The organism is Streptomyces sp. NPDC126503, from assembly GCF_040302405.1.
GTDB lineage: Bacteria > Actinomycetota > Actinomycetes > Streptomycetales > Streptomycetaceae > Streptomyces > Streptomyces gulbargensis.
Map to the genome: position 1 here is coordinate 31,046 of NZ_JBEORS010000005.1, position 14,365 is coordinate 45,410.

General features: G+C 74.2%; 12 protein-coding genes. 4 read left to right on the plus strand and 8 right to left on the minus strand.

The annotated features are described in order from the left end of the window. The 4 genes from ABTY40_RS08790 to ABTY40_RS08805 form a co-directional block, all read right to left on the minus strand. Complete coding sequence (locus ABTY40_RS08790) at positions 1-726, minus strand: 3'-5' exonuclease (RefSeq protein ID WP_352058862.1); 726 nt, start codon at positions 724-726, stop codon at positions 1-3. Positions 727-792: 66 nt separating this feature from the next. Then, on the minus strand, positions 793-2,079 hold the full coding sequence (locus ABTY40_RS08795; RefSeq protein WP_352058863.1) for a DUF5919 domain-containing protein: 1,287 nt from the start codon (positions 2,077-2,079) through the stop codon (positions 793-795). Between the two features lie 110 nt (positions 2,080-2,189). Then, complete coding sequence (locus ABTY40_RS08800; protein ID WP_345286051.1) at positions 2,190-3,512, minus strand: copper amine oxidase; 1,323 nt, start codon at positions 3,510-3,512, stop codon at positions 2,190-2,192. A gap of 57 nt (positions 3,513-3,569) precedes the next feature. After that, positions 3,570-4,481 (minus strand): Tat pathway signal sequence domain protein, encoded by a 912-nt coding sequence (locus ABTY40_RS08805; RefSeq protein ID WP_352058864.1) that lies wholly within the window; start codon positions 4,479-4,481, stop codon positions 3,570-3,572. 136 nt (positions 4,482-4,617) lie between these two features. Between ABTY40_RS08805 and glgX the strand changes: the two genes are divergently transcribed. Beyond that, entirely contained in the window at positions 4,618-6,738 is a 2,121-nt protein-coding gene (gene glgX, locus ABTY40_RS08810) for a glycogen debranching protein GlgX (RefSeq protein WP_352058865.1), read from the plus strand. Here glgX and ABTY40_RS08815 read toward each other — a convergent pair. After that, positions 6,707-7,936 (minus strand): MFS transporter, encoded by a 1,230-nt coding sequence (locus tag ABTY40_RS08815; RefSeq protein WP_352059074.1) that lies wholly within the window; start codon positions 7,934-7,936, stop codon positions 6,707-6,709. The two genes, glgX and ABTY40_RS08815, sit on opposite strands and share 32 nt — an antisense overlap. Positions 7,937-8,026: 90 nt before the next feature. On the opposite strand from ABTY40_RS08815, the gene treY reads away from it, so the two are divergent. Both treY and ABTY40_RS08825 read left to right on the plus strand, forming a co-directional pair. After that, positions 8,027-10,381: a malto-oligosyltrehalose synthase gene (treY, locus tag ABTY40_RS08820; protein ID WP_352058866.1), complete on the plus strand. Its 2,355-nt coding sequence runs from the start codon at positions 8,027-8,029 to the stop codon at positions 10,379-10,381. Between the two features lie 66 nt (positions 10,382-10,447). Continuing rightward, the gene (locus ABTY40_RS08825) at positions 10,448-10,672 is read left to right on the plus strand and encodes a hypothetical protein (protein ID WP_345286059.1); all 225 of its coding nucleotides are present in this window, start codon (positions 10,448-10,450) and stop codon (positions 10,670-10,672) included. Positions 10,673-10,727: 55 nt separating this feature from the next. Here ABTY40_RS08825 and ABTY40_RS08830 read toward each other — a convergent pair whose 3' ends face one another. From ABTY40_RS08830 to ABTY40_RS08840, 3 genes are all read right to left on the minus strand, one after another. Then, positions 10,728-11,231 carry a hypothetical protein gene (locus tag ABTY40_RS08830; RefSeq protein ID WP_352058867.1) on the minus strand — a complete coding sequence of 168 codons (504 nt, stop codon included), beginning with the start codon at positions 11,229-11,231 and terminating at the stop codon, positions 10,728-10,730. Positions 11,232-11,322: 91 nt separating this feature from the next. Continuing rightward, positions 11,323-12,456, minus strand: coding sequence for a cytochrome P450 (locus ABTY40_RS08835; RefSeq protein WP_502990524.1), 1,134 nt, complete (start codon positions 12,454-12,456; stop codon positions 11,323-11,325). 145 nt (positions 12,457-12,601) lie between these two features. After that, entirely contained in the window at positions 12,602-13,150 is a 549-nt protein-coding gene (locus ABTY40_RS08840; RefSeq protein WP_352058868.1) for an FHA domain-containing protein, read from the minus strand. Between the two features lie 204 nt (positions 13,151-13,354). On the opposite strand from ABTY40_RS08840, the gene ABTY40_RS08845 reads away from it, so the two are divergent. Continuing rightward, the gene (locus ABTY40_RS08845; RefSeq protein ID WP_352058869.1) at positions 13,355-14,323 is read left to right on the plus strand and encodes a GNAT family N-acetyltransferase; all 969 of its coding nucleotides are present in this window, start codon (positions 13,355-13,357) and stop codon (positions 14,321-14,323) included. Positions 14,324-14,365 lie beyond the last annotated feature (42 nt).

Below are 14,365 nucleotides of genomic sequence, written 5' to 3' on the forward strand. Positions count from 1 at the left end.
TCAGCCCACCACGGCCGTGGCTCCGCGCAGGGGCCACTCCGGGTCGACGACGGCGTCCGTCTCGCCCTTGCGGCGCAGGAAGGCCTGGAAGTCCTCGGCCCAGGCGCGGTACCAGGTGATCTGGCGCGCGTGGAGTTCGGCCGGGTCGAGGGCGGCGACCTCGGCGTGCCGGCCCGCTATCGCGACGGCGACCCGGACGGCCGCCAGGGCGTCGGCGGCGGCCTCGTGGGCGGATTCGAGCACCACGCCGTACTCGCCGCAGACCGCTTCCAGGGTCCGCTTGCCGCGCCGGTAGCGGTCGACGGCCCGGTCGATGGTGTACGGGTCGACGACGGGTCCGATGCCGGCGCCGCCGAGCCGCTCGCTCAGCGAGGGCAGCGCGTGGCGGCGCAGTTCGGCGGCGAGCAGGGTGAGGTCGAAGGAGGCGTTGTACGCCACGACCGGCACGCCCTTCTCCCAGTAGGCGGTGAGGGTGCGCGCGAGTTCGTCGGCGACCTCCCGCACGGGCCGGCCCTCGGCGGTGGCGCGCTCGGTGCTGATGCCGTGAATGGCGGAGGCCTGCGCCGGGATGCGGATGCCCGGGTCGGCGAGCCAGTCCCGCCGGTGCGTGATCCGGCCGCCGCCGTCGACCTCGACGACCGAGGCCGTGACGATCCGGGCCTCCAGCGGGTCGGTGCCGGTCGTCTCCAGGTCGAAGCCGACCAGCGTCTCGCCGTGCCAAGCCATCGGGTCCTCCTTACGTGATCTCCCCCGTGGTGCTGACCACCCTCGCACGCGCCACTGACAACGGGTTCAGGAGACCGGCCGGGAGTCGAGCCACACCGCCTCGAACTCCTCCCGGTACGTCTCGAAAAGTCCGTGTTCGCCGTGGGGGTCGCGCTGCCCGTGGCGCACCACGTTCCGCCCGCCGCCGCGGAGCACGAGGACCGGTGCCTCCATGCCGCGGGCCCGGCGCAGGTAGGACTGCACGACGCCGACGCCGTCCGGGCCGTCGCCGTCCACGAGGTAGGCGGTGAAGCGGGGCGTCTCGTCGAAGACGTGGATCTGGAAGGCGCCCGGGTCGCGGAGCTTGGAGCGGACCCGGCGCATGTGGAGGATGTTCATCTCGACCGAGCGGCTCAGTTCGCCCTTCTTGAGGCCGAGTTCGCGCTCGCGCCGTTTGACGGCGCTGCTCGCCGGGTTGAGGAAGAGGAGCCGTATGCGGCAGCCGGACTCGGCGAGCCGGACCATGCGGCGGCCCGAGAAGTTCTGCACGAGCAGGTTCAGGCCTATGCCGGTGGCGTCGAGGCGGCGGGCGCCGCCGAAGAGGTCCTCGGCGGGCAGCTGCCGCTGGAGCCGGACCCGGTCGGGGTGGACGGAGACCACGTCGGCGTACCGGTCGCCGACGAGGTCCTCGACGGCGTCCACCGGCAGCCGGTCGGCGGACGGGACGCCCGCCCCGCTGCCGAGGATCTCCAGGAGGCGGGCGGAGGCCCGCTCGGACTGCGCGAGGACGGTGAGTGACAGGGCCCGGTTGCGGGAGACGACGTTGCGCGTGACCTCCAGCTCGTCCAGGGCCAGTTCGACCTCGCGCCGGTCGTCGAAGTAGGGCTCGAAGCAGGGCCAGTGCTGCACCATCAGCTCGCGCAGCTGCGGCAGCGTGAGGAAGCTGAGCACGTTGTCGTCGGCCGGGTCGAGCAGATAGCCCTTGCGGCGCGAGACCTCGCGTACGGCGGCGGCCCGCTGGACCCATTCCTGTCCCGCCGGTCCGGCCGCGGCCACCACCCACTCCTCGCCGTGCACCGGTTCGTACACGGGCCGGAGGACGGCCGCGACCACGGCCCGCATGCGCTGCTCGACCAGGTTCAGCCAGATGTAGGCGCGGCCGGCCCGCTGGGCGCGGGTGCGCACCTCGCTCCAGGCCTCGGCCCCCCAGTCGAGTTCCGCCCCGATCTCCACGGGCCGGGCGACCGGCACCGTGCCGGGGGGTACGGCCGTCCCCGGCGGGGCGTCCGCTCCCGGGGGCGCCTCCGCGGCGTCCGCCGGACCCCCTTCGTGACCCGCGTCCCCTGGGGGCAGCTCCCGGCCTCCCGAGCTCACCCGCGCACCGCCTTCTGCTCCTGGACGCCCGTCTGTGCACATCCGACAACGATCAAGGAAGGGTACTCCGGGAGCGGGAGGCGGTGCAGCAGGATCGGTGAGCTGTTTGCTCAACTCCCCAGATCGGGCTGACCGTTCTGGGAGGCGAGTTCGGACGGAGTGAGCGGATTCATAGCGGTTACGTCGCGGGGCGCGAGCTGGAAGCCCTGCCAGTGGACGGGCATGGGCTGCTGGTCCTCGTCCCGGGCGATGTGGTGGAACCCGATGTTGACCCAGACGGACGGCGTGGTGAGCGTCTCGCCGTTGACCCACTTGTCGACGCTGTCGCCGCCGCGGGGTCCGCAGTCGCCGATGTTGTTGCTGGCGAACTGCTCGCAGGCGCGGGCCTGGGTGAAGTAGACGTCGTGCCGGGTGAAGCCGCGTCCGGCGTGGGTGTTCGTGTGGCCGGGCACGATCTCGTACGAGCGGGCGTGGCCGTCGGCGTTCTTGCCGGTGCCGCTGACCACGCGCCACCAGCGCATGTTCTTCGCGTCCCCGGCGAGTTCCTTGGTGACGGGGGTGCGCTTGGTCTTCACGGTGGGGCCACCGCCGCCGGCGGGCGGCGCGGTGACGGTGGAGTCGAACTGCTCGATGCGGTCCTTGCCGCCGTCGAGGCCGAAGTCGAGCTTCCAGAACACGTTGTGGGCGTGGCTGGTGGCGTAGGAGCGGGCGCCCTTGCCGATGGGCCAGCCGCGTCCGTCGGTGGCGTTGTAGTCGACGGGCGAGAGGCTGCCGGTGGCGCCCACGTTGGCCCCGACGGTGCCGTCGGAGGAGAAGCGCCACTCGGAGATGTACTCGTACCAGCCGACCTTGTTGACGGTGTAGACGAGCAGGTCCTTGGCCTGGGCCTGGTAGACGCCGCTGCCGGAGTCGGCGGCCATGCGGTAGGCGTGGCCGCGCGCGCGGGTGGTGGTGCACAGGCCCTTGACCTGGCCGACCTCGGGCACCTTGACGGTGGTGAGGGTGCCGCCGGGGCATTCGGCGGGCTTGAGGTTCTGCAGGCCCCAGCCGAAGCCGGCGCCGGTGAGGTCGTCGTACTCGGCGCCGCCGTCGTCGTAGGGGACGTGGATCTGGGCGAGCCGGGCGTGCTTGAGGACCTTGACCGGGGCGTGGGCGCCGGGCGGCTGGTAGGTGACCTTGTCGAGGATCAGGCCGGCGTCGGTGCTGTAGCGCCAGCACATGCGCCAGACGGCACCGCCGTCGAGCTTCTGGGTGATGCGGTAGGCGGCCGAGCAGTCGGCGTTGACGGAGCGGTTGCCGGTCGGCGGGGGCGGCGTGGGCGCGGCGCCGGCGCTGGTGGCGGGCCCGGCGGTGGCCGTGGCGGCGCCGAGCACGGCGGCGGCGGTGAGGACGGCGCCGCGGGTGCGGGCGCGCCGGTGTGGCTGGGTGGACATGCGGACGTACTCCCTCGTACGGGTCGTGAAGGCGGCGGCAGGGCCGTGCGGCGGTGGTCAGCCGACGCGGACGACGGTCCTGGCGGAGAGGTCGACGATCAGGTTCCGGGTGTCGATCCAGGCCCCGTTGAGGACCTTGGTGACCAGCCGGACGCAGCGGTGCTCGCCGCAGCGGGCGAGCTGCTCGGGCACGTTCGCCTCGCGGTAGGTGCGGTAGACGTCGCCGTTGAACCAGAGCTGGCCGGTGGTGGTGAGCTCCTTGCCGGTGGCGTCCTTGTAGTCCTCCTTGACGCCCTTGCCCAGCGGGCTCGCGAGGATCAGTTCGAGGGCCTCGCGCAGCTCCTCGGGGTGGGCGGAGGGCTGGACGCCGCGCTGGACGCCGGTGCGCTCGACCTTGCCGGTGTCGAGGTTGACGGTGCGCGTGAGGAGTTCGTCGCGCGCGTAGTCGTAGAAGCGGACCTCGGCGCGGCGCGGTGCCGGGCCGGTCTCGCCCTCGCCGGGCAGCGGGTCGGCGAGTTCGGTCGCCAGGTGCTGCGGTCCCCGGCCGCCGTCGGCGTTCTGCCGGGCGGCGGTGCCGGGCGGGGTCAGCGCCAGCGTCTCGGCTCGGGCCAGCTCGTCGTCGGTGAGCGGGTCGGTGCCCACCCCCTTCTCCCCCTCGGGCGCGGGCGGCGCCACGCTCGCGGGCGGCGGCGCGGCGGTCGCGCCCTGCGCCCCTCCGGCCGCCGGCGGCGTGCCCGCCGCGTCCGCTCCCCCGGCCCCTTCGCCGGTGCTGGTGCCAGCCGCGCCGTTCCCGGTGCCCGTCACCTGCCCGGCCGTGCCGGCGGCGGCCGGGGCGCCCCGGCCGCTCGGCGTGTCGTCGGCCCCCGCCGTGCCCGGCATGCCGATGGCCACCGCGACGGCGGTTCCCGTCACCGCCATCGCCGCTCCGGCCACCACCTTCCCCAGGTGGCGGCGCGCTATTTCGTACACACTTCCCCCTCTTCCCCCCGCTCGGTCTCGGTCACCCGGTAGGACGGGGCGAAGTCCTAGGAGGTTGCCCGCTTTTCGGGCAGGATCTGGCGAGGAACATCCCCTGTATCCGGACAGAAGAGGAAGAGTCGCATCCATGCAGGTCTGGCCGGGACGGGCGTATCCCCTGGGCGCCACGTACGACGGAGCGGGAACCAACTTCGCGGTCTTCTCGGAGGCCGCGCACAGGATCGAGTTGTGCCTGATCCATGACGACGGTTCGGAGACGGCGGTCGAGCTGCGCGAGAGCGACGCGTTCGTGCGGCACGCCTATCTGCCGGGCGTGATGCCGGGACAGCGGTACGGCTTCCGCGTCCACGGCCCGTACGAGCCGGAGCAGGGGCTGCGCTGCAACGCGGCGAAGCTGCTGCTCGACCCGTACGCGCGAGCGGTGTCGGGGCAGATCAGCTGGGGCGAGGCGGTGTACGGGTACCCCTTCGGGCGGCCGGACGCGCGCAACGACCTGGACTCGGCCCCGCACACGATGACCTCCGTCGTCGTCAACCCGTACTTCGACTGGGGCGACGACCGCCGTCCGCGCACCGAGTACCACCACACGGTGATCTACGAGGCCCATGTGAAGGGCCTGACGATGCTGCACCCGGAGCTGCCGGACGAGTTGCGCGGTACGTACGCGGGCCTCGCGCACCCGGCCGTGATCGGGCATCTGAAGGAGCTGGGCGTGACGGCCCTCGAACTGATGCCGGTGCACCAGTTCGTCAACGACCACCGGCTGGTGGACGCGGGCCTGTCGAACTACTGGGGCTACAACACGATCGGCTTCTTCGCCCCGCACAACGCCTACGCGTCCTGGGGCGACCGGGGCCAGCAGGTGCTGGAGTTCAAGTCGGCGGTCCGGGCGCTGCACCAGGCGGGCATCGAGGTCATCCTCGACGTGGTCTACAACCACACCGCCGAGGGCAACCACCTGGGCCCGACGCTCTCCTTCCGGGGTCTGGACAACGCCTCGTACTACCGGCTCGGTGACGATCCGCGCTACTACTACGACACCACCGGCACCGGCAACTCGCTGCTGATGCGCTCGCCGCACGTGCTCCAGATGATCATGGACAGCCTGCGGTACTGGGTGACCGAGATGCACGTGGACGGCTTCCGCTTCGACCTGGCGGCGACCCTGGCCCGGCAGTTCCACGAGGTGGACCGGCTGTCGTCCTTCTTCGACCTGGTGCAGCAGGACCCGGTGGTGAGCCAGGTCAAACTGATCGCCGAGCCGTGGGACGTGGGCGAGGGCGGCTACCAGGTGGGCAACTTCCCGCCGCTGTGGACCGAGTGGAACGGCAAGTACCGGGACTGCGTCCGGGACCTGTGGCGGGGCGAGCCGCGCACCCTGGCCGAGTTCGCCTCCCGGCTCACCGGCTCCTCCGACCTGTACCAGGACGACGGCCGCCGGCCGCTGGCCTCGGTCAACTTCGTGACCTGCCACGACGGTTTCACCCTGCGCGATCTGGTCTCGTACAACGAGAAGCACAACGAGGCCAACGGGGAGGGCAACCGGGACGGCGAGAGCCACAACCGGTCCTGGAACTGCGGCGCGGAGGGCGAGACCGACGACGTCGGCATCAACGAGCTGCGGGCCCGGCAGATGCGCAACTTCCTCGCCACGCTGATGCTCTCGCAGGGCGTGCCGATGCTCAGCCACGGCGACGAGTTCGGCCGTACGCAGGGCGGCAACAACAACGCGTACTGCCAGGACAACGAGGTGTCCTGGGTGCGCTGGCCGAAGGGCGACAGCGAAGCGGAGGGCACCCTGCTCCGCTTCACCCGGGCGATGGTCCGGCTGCGCCGTGAGCACCCGGTGTTCCGGCGGCGCCGCTTCTTCCACGGCCGGCCGGTGGAGGGCACGCACGACGAGCTCACCGACATCGCCTGGTTCACGCCGGAGGGCGAGGAGATGACCTCGCGGGACTGGCAGGCGGCGCACGCGCAGGCGCTGACGGTCTTCCTGAACGGCCAGGCCATCTCCGAGCCGGGGCCGCAGGGCGAGCGGATCTCCGACGACTCCTTCCTGCTGATGTTCAACGCCTCCGCGCAGGAGCTGGAGTTCACGGTGCCGGACAGCCACGGCCGGTACTGGCGGACGGTGGTCGACACCTCCGACCCCGAGGGCATGCCTCCGCAGGAGGGGCCGGAGCTGTCGGGCGGGGAGCGGGTGACGCTGGCGCCGCTCAGCCTGACCGTTCTGCGGCGGCCGGTCTGACGGAGGGGCCCGGGACCCCGGCCCGTACCGTCCAGGACAGCAGCGCGCAGGCCACGGCCGCCCCCACCGCCACCGCGAAGGCGGCGGGGGCGCCGTGGCCTTCGGCGAGGCGCCCGGACACGGCGAGGGCGAGCGCCTGGCCGCCGACGATCCCGCTGGTGAGGAAGGCCATGGACTCGGCGAGCCGGTCGGCGGGCACGGTCCGTTCGGTGAGCCCGAAGACCGTGATGAGGTGCGGCGCGTAGGCCGCGCCGAGGACGACGACGACCGCGTACAGGGCGCCGAGCGAGCCGGCGAACAGCAGCGGTACGGAGAGGACGACCAGCGCGGCGGTGGCGGCGCGCCACCGGGTGACCAGACCGATCCGGGCGGGAACGGCCGCCATGGAGAGGCCGACGACGGCGCTCATCACGCCCATCGCCGCGTACACGAGGCCCGCCTGGGCGGGGGCGCCGAGCCGCTCGGTGAGGGCGGTGATCCCGGCCTGGGAGGCGCCGAACATGGCGCCCTGGAGGACCATCGTCACCCGGAGCGCGTACGCGCCGCCCGGCAGCCGCGTCCGTTCGGCGGCACCCTTTCGGGTGGTGCGCGCGGCGGGCCCGGGGGCGGTCGCGCGGGCCGAGGGGTGCAGGGCGAAGGCCGAGCCGCAGACGGCGATCAGGAGCGCGGCGGCCGCCAGCGCGGCCGCCGGGTGGGCGAGCGCGGCGGCGAGGCCCACCAGGGCCGGGCCGAGCACGAACGACACCTCGTCCAGGGTGCCCTCGAAGGAGAGGACCGCGCCGACGGTGCGGTCACCGGCGCCGGAACGGCGGGCGAGGGCCACCGAGCGGGTCCGCGCCAGCGGTCCGACCTGCGGGACGGTGGCCCCGGCGAGCGCGCCGAGGACCATCAGGGCGGCGGTCGGGGCCTGGGCGAGCGCGGCGAGGACGAGGGCCACGACGGCGCCGGCGTTGGCGAGGGACGCGGCGAGGACGATGCCCCGCTGGCCGTACCGGTCGGCGAGCCGGCCCACCACGGGGCCCGCGACGGTCTGCCCGGCGGCCAGGGCGCCGCCCGCGAGTCCGGCCGTGGCCAGCGAGCCGCTGGTCTCCGCGACCAGGAGCAGACTGCCCAGCTGGCACATGGCGGTGGGCAGCCTGCCGAGGAAGGAGAGCGCCGGGAGCACCGGTCCGAGCAGACAGAACGTGTCGCGATACATCCGCAGCATCGGGCGAACCTAACGCACCTCACCCGATCGGGCGCACGGGGCGATGACACAGAAGCCCCGCCACGGGGTACGTACGTTCGCATGACGCCCAACCCGGTCCGTACCGCCCCGTACACCCCGCCGACCGCCACCTACCGGCTCCAGCTCCAGCCCGGCTTCCCGTTCGCCGCCGCCGAGCGGGCCGTGCCGCACCTGGCCGGGCTCGGCATCTCCCACCTGCACCTCTCCCCCGTCCTGGAGGCCGTGCCCGGCTCCACCCACGGCTACGACGTCACCGACCACCGGTCCGTACGGGCCGAGTTGGGCGGCGAGGCCGGGCTGCGGGCGCTCGCGGCGACCGCGCGGGCGCACGGCCTCGGGCTCGTCGTGGACCTGGTGCCCAACCACATGGCGGCCTCGCCGGCGCACAACCGGGCGCTGCGCGCGGTGCTCCAGGAGGGCCCGGACTCGCCGTACGCCCGCTGGTTCGACATCGACTGGACGGCGGGCGGCGGGCGCCTGCTGCTGCCGGTGCTGCCGGCCCGGCTGCCGGAGGTCCGGGACCGGATGCGGGTGGAGGGCGGGACGCTGCGTCTGGACGGGCAGGAGTTCCCGCTGCGGGCGGGCACGGAGGAGCTGCCGCTGGACGAGCTGCTCGACGCCCAGTGGTACCGGCTCGGCTGGTGGCGGCTGGCCCGCACCGAGCTCAACTACCGGCGCTTCTTCACCGTGTCGGACCTGATCGGCGTGCGCGTGGAGGATCCGGCGGTGTTCGCGGAGACCCACGCGAAGATCGTGGAGCTGGTGCGGGACGGGGTGATCGACGGCCTGCGCATCGACCACCCGGACGGCCTCGCCGACCCCCAGGGCTACCTGGAGGACCTGGCGGAGGCGACCGGCGGGCGGTGCTGGACGGTGGTGGAGAAGATCCTCACCGGCGAGGAGGCGCTGCCGGCGGCCTGGCCGGTGGCGGGCACCACCGGGTACGACGCGCTGCGCCGGATCGACGGGGTCTTCACCGACGCCGACGGAGCGGAGGAACTCGCGTCGCTCTACCGGGCGTACACCGGCAGCACCGGGGACCGCGGCGGGCGGTGGGAGGCGACGGCGCGCCGGGCCGCGTACGAGGTGGTGGGGCACGACCTGGCCGCCGAGACGGCCGCGCTGACCCGGCTCGCGGAGCGGATCTGTGCCGCCGATCCGGCGCTGCGGGACCACGCTCCCTGGGCGCTGCGCACCGCGGTCCGGGAACTGCTGGTGCGCGTCCCCGTCTACCGGACCTACCGGACCGGCGGCGAGGAGGTCCTGACGCCGGAGGCGGCCCGGGGCGCCAAGGCCGCGTTCGCGGTGGAGGAGGAGGCCTCGGCCGTCGACACCGTACGGGCCCTGGCCCTCGGGGCGCTCGGCGACGGGCCGGACCACCGGGCGTTCCGGGCCCGGTTCGCGCAGACCTCCTCGGCGCTGCGGGCCAAGTCCGTGGAGGACCGGGCCTTCTACCGGTACGCGCCGCTGCTCTCGGCCAACGAGGTGGGCGGCGAGCCTGGCCTGCCCGCCGTGTCTCCCGGGGAGTTCCACGCCTACTGCGCGCGGATCGCCCGGGACTGGCCGCACACCGGCACGGTGCTCTCCACGCACGACACCAAGCGCAGCGCGGACGTACGGGCGGGGATCGCGGTCCTCGCCCAGTGCCCGGGTGAGTGGGCGTCGCTCCTGGAGGAGGTCTCCGGGGTGCCGGCCCCCGATCCGCACGTGGCGTGGACGGCCTGGCAGACGGCCTTCGGCTTCGGCACGCCGGACGTGGAGCGGCTGACGGCCGCCGTGCTGAAGTCGGTACGGGAGGCGGGGCTGCGGACCGGCTGGACGGAGCCCGACCCGGGCTACGAGCGGGCGGTGGCGGAGTTCGTGGCGGCGGGTCCCGGTCGGATCCCGCTGCGAGCGGCCTCGGAGGCGGCCTTCGCCCTGGAGCCGCACATCCGGGCGCACCGGCTGGGGGCGGCGCTGGTCCAGCTGACGATGCCGGGGGTGCCGGAGCTGTACCAGAACACGGAGCGGGAGTACCGGGCGCTGGTGGACCCGGACAACCGGGAGCCGTTCGCGCCCGGTGCCGACGACGAGAAGACGGTCCTGGCGCGGGCGGCGCTGCGGCTGCGGCGGGAGCGGCCGGAGGTCTTCGGGGCGTCCGGCTCGTACACGCCGCTGGTGGCTCAGGGTCCGGCGGCGGACCATTGTCTCGCCTTCGCCCGTGCCGGGGAGGTCGTCACGGCGGTGACACGGCTCCCGCTGCGGCTGGCGCGGGCGGGCGGGTGGCAGGACACGGAGCTGGTCCTGCCGGAGGGCAGGTGGGAGGATGTGCTGGACGGGGTCCGTGAGTTCACGGGTGGCCCCGCGTCCGAGACGAAGGCTGCGGAGCTGTTCGCGGAGCGGCCGGTGGCGCTGCTCGCGCGGATCCGCGACTGAGGGCGCCGGCGGGCGGGGCCGTTCGCGGTGGCCGCCGGGCGCCCTACGGGGGAAGGGGTGAGGGCGATGAACGCCCTGCTGGTGATGTTCGGGGGCTTCTGGGGCCTGGTCGTCCTGCTCACCGTGGTGCTCACGCGGCGCCGGCGCCGGTACAGCCGTACCGAGTCGGCCGAGGGCCTGCTCATCGAGCAGCGGGCGCGGGAGCAGGCCGCGCAGGACCGCGTGACCTACCATCCGCTGGCGGTGCACGACGCGCCGATCAGTTACAAGGACATCCACAACCGCCCGTGAGGGCGGGTGCGGGGGGACGCGGACCGAAGGGGCGCGTCCCCCCGCGGGGCGCCGGTCAGTAGCGGCTGGCCCGGGTGACCTCGCACTTGGTGTACTCGGAGCCGTCACCGCTGCCGAAGTACGGGGTGGACACCTCGGCGCTCGCGGAGGCGCCCGCCGCGACGGCGATGCCCGACTTGAACGCGGTCGCCGTGGTGGCGCCGCTGCCGGTGAACTTCATCGTGACGCTGTAGGTGCGGTCGAGGGAGCCGTCGTTCTTGACGGTGATCCGGCCGACGAGCTCCTTGCGGGACGGCTCGTACCGGCACTTGTCGATCGTCACGTCGCGGGCCGCCTTGTCGGCGGTGCCGCCGGTGCCGGGGACCGAGCCGCCCGAGCTGCTGCCGGAACCGCTGGAGCCGCTGTCGTCGTGGCTGCCGCTGCCGCCGGAACCGCTGCTGCTGGAGCTGCTGGAGCCGCCGTGGTTGTCGCAGCCTCCGCCGCCGGAACCCCGGGCACCGGTCAGGGCGACGAGCGCGATGCCGAAGACGGCGAGCGCGCGGACATGACGAATCTTCACGTTTCAATCCCCGTTGAAAGTGGTATGGATATGGGCTCGCTTGACGAGCGCACGTCACCCTAGCAGCGGTGAGAAGGGCTCTCGGTACGGCTCAGCCGCGCGGACGGACGATCAGGCTCCGGGGGGCGCGGGTGATCAGGCCGGCGGGCGCGGGGCGGAAACCGTCGGCGAGACGCAGCCGGGGCATGGCCGTGAACAGCGCCCGCAGGGCGTACTCCGCCTCGAAGCCGGCGAGCAGGACCGCCGGGCAGAAGCCCTTTCCGTACGTGAGCTGGTCCGCGTCGTCGCGCAGCGGGTCGAAGCGGTCGGGCGCGCGGAAGCGTTCCGGGTCACGGCCCGCGGAGCCGATGAGGAGGGCGACGGAGGCGCCGGCCGGAAGGACGCCGCCGCTGACCGGCACCTCGGCGCGGGTGCGGCGGACGGCGATCTGGACGGGCGGGTCACGGCGCAGGGACTCGTTCCAGGCGCGGGCGACCAGGCCGGCGGGGGCGTCGCGCAGGGCGGCGGCCTGCTCGGGGTCGGCGAGGACGTTGCCGAGGAAGGAGGCCAGCGCCTTCTCCCGTACGGCGATCTGGCCGCCGCACTCGCCGGCGAGCGTCCCGGCGGCCCGGCCCCGCACGAGCCGCATCATGTCCCGGTACGGGATGCCGACGGCGGCGGCGACGGTCCCGGCGGGCAGCCAGCGGCAGAAGTCGGCGACCAGGTCGGCCTGGGCGCGGTCGGCGAGCCGGCGGGCGAGGACGTGCGCGGTGCGTTCGGCGACGGACCGCAGCTCGCCCACGTCGACGTCCACGTGCGCCCGCGCGCAGGGCGGGTCGCCGGGCCGGTGGCCGTGGGTGAAGCGGGCGTCGGTGAGGGCCGTGGCCACGTCGGTGTACCGGCTGAGGACCCAGGCCCGCAGGAGCGGGTCGTACGTGAGGGGGAACCGTTCCCGCAGGACGCGGTGCACGGGGTGCGGGTCGTGGGCGGCGCCCGGGTCGAACGGGCTCGGGGCGACGGTCCGCGCCTCCGGCGCGGCGGCGGCCGGTGCGGCGGCGGCGGTCCTGACCCGGCCGGGGACCGGGGCGACGGGCCGCGCGGCGGGGCGGGCCGCCGGGGCCATCGGGGGCAGCCGCAGCCAGGGGTCAGCGCCGGTGCCCCGTGGCGGGTGGTCCGGCCTCCCGGGGCCCGGGGTGCCGTGCTCCGGTATCCCGTGGTCCGCATCGCGGTTCGGCGCCTCGTTCATCGCGTCCCCTGTCGGTGGGCTGTGGGTACCGCGGCCGACGGACGTGGCGCGCGTCTTCCCACCCCATCACCGGCCGGTCGGCGCCGCGCGCCGCGTACCGCCGGACGGGTGAAGGACGCGGGGGGTGACGGGGGCTTTCCCGGGGTCAGTCGAGCGAGAGCCGGAACGTCATCTCGCCGAAGCCGACCACGTCACCGGCCCGGACCACGACGGAACCGGTCACCCGGCGCCCGTTGACCGTGGTGCCGTTGGTGGAGCCGAGGTCGCGCAGCACCCACATCCCGCTCCGCATCGACAGTTCGGCGTGCAGCCGGGAGGCCGTCTCGTGGCTCAGCCGCAGTCCGTTGACGGGGTCGCGGCCGATGCGCAGCGGGTGCGGGCCGGGGTGGGGCAGCAGCAGCTTCGGCAGCCGCTCGGCCGCCCAGGCCCGGCGCAGCCGCGCCGTGAACGCCGACACCTTCTCGACCGCTCCGACGACCCGCCGGGTCCAGGCGCCCTCACCCCGCAGATCCGCGGTGAGCAGGTCGAGTTCGTCCGGGCCGCGGGCCGCGAGCGCGCGCTCCATCCGGAACAGGAAGGTGTCGTGCGAGAGCCGACCCTGCGCGGCGCCCTCGCGGAGCAGCATCAGCGCCCGGTCCCGCTCGGCGTCGGAGAGCCGGGGGGAGTTCGCCGGGAGCTCGAAAGGGGTCGTCACAGGCCCGATTGTCGGCCCGGTGGCCCCGGAGTGTCCAGAAGGGGCGGTACGGGCACCGGGCGGGCGGGCGCGGGGAGGCGCCGGGCGGCTCGGCGGGAGGGTCCGCGCCCGCGCCCGGCGCCGTGGAAAAGGCCTGTCCCCCGTTCCAAGATCACTGCTACGGTCGGCCGGCTCGAACCACCGCGACCCCGGGGGACCACCCACGTGCCCGACGCACTCGTCATACGCCCGCTCACCGGCCCGGAGGAGCTCGGCCTCTTCCTGCGCCTGACCTACACGCTCGACGACGAGGTCGCCGACGACCTCGCCACCGGCCGCCGCGTCCCCGCGTGGATGTGGGTGGCCGTGCGCGGTGAGCGGCTTCTCGGCCGGCTGTCCTGGTGGACGCACAAGGCCGGCGGGGAGCCGTTCACGCTCGACTTCTTCGACCTCGACCCGGAGCTTTCCGAGGAGGAGCGCGCCGAGATCGGTCTGCGGCTCCTGGAGACGGCGACGGCCGCGGTGATCCCGGCGGGGACGCGGCGCCCCGAGTTCGGGCGGTTCCTGCCGGCCGACTGGCGCGAGGTCCCGGAGACCCGGGCCGAGCTGGAGACGCTCTTCGGCGTCCTGGAGCGGTCGGGGGCCCGCCCGCTGGTCGAGCGGCTGCGGCTGGAGTGGCGGCCGGGGACTCCGGTGGCGGAGCCGACGGACCGGCTGGCGTTCCGGCCGGTCCGCGACCGCGAGGACCTGGTGGGCCTGATGACCTCCGTGATGGAGGGCACGCTCGACGCGCACGGTCAGGCCGACCTGGCTTCGGGCCTGACCCCGCGCGAGGCGGCGGAGCAGCACTACGACGAGGAGCTGGCGGAGTACGCCTCCCCGCGCGAGTGGTGGCGGGTGGCCGAGCTGCCGGGCAGCGGCGAGCCGGTCGGTTTCGTCGTCCCGGCGCGGAACAACTACCACCACACGATCGCGTACATCGGCGTCCTGCCCGCCCACCGCGGGCACGGCTACATCGACGACGTCCTGGCGGAGGGGACCCGCGTCCTCGCGTCCACCGGCGTGCCCCGCATCCGCGCCGCCACGGACCTCGGCAACGTCCCGATGGCCGCCGCGTTCGCCCGCGCGGGGTACGTGGCGTTCCAGCACGCGATCAACCACGTGTGGGACGCGCCGGGCGCGTCGCCGTCCTGACTGCCAGGATGGGCACGGTAGTCGTTCGTTGATCCGCACTCC

What these genes read in the sequence shown, in the direction of transcription:
- ABTY40_RS08790 (WP_352058862.1), bottom strand. Translation starts at nt 726, where the DNA reads ATGGCTTGGCACGGCGAGACGCTGGTCGGCTTCGACCTGGAGACGACC.
- ABTY40_RS08800 (WP_345286051.1), bottom strand. Translation starts at nt 3,512, where the DNA reads ATGTCCACCCAGCCACACCGGCGCGCCCGCACCCGCGGCGCCGTCCTC.
- glgX (WP_352058865.1), top strand. Translation starts at nt 4,618, where the DNA reads ATGCAGGTCTGGCCGGGACGGGCGTATCCCCTGGGCGCCACGTACGAC.
- ABTY40_RS08815 (WP_352059074.1), bottom strand. Translation starts at nt 7,936, where the DNA reads ATGTATCGCGACACGTTCTGTCTGCTCGGACCGGTGCTCCCGGCGCTC.
- treY (WP_352058866.1), top strand. Translation starts at nt 8,027, where the DNA reads ATGACGCCCAACCCGGTCCGTACCGCCCCGTACACCCCGCCGACCGCC.
- ABTY40_RS08825 (WP_345286059.1), top strand. Translation starts at nt 10,448, where the DNA reads ATGAACGCCCTGCTGGTGATGTTCGGGGGCTTCTGGGGCCTGGTCGTC.
- ABTY40_RS08835 (WP_502990524.1), bottom strand. Translation starts at nt 12,456, where the DNA reads ATGAACGAGGCGCCGAACCGCGATGCGGACCACGGGATACCGGAGCAC.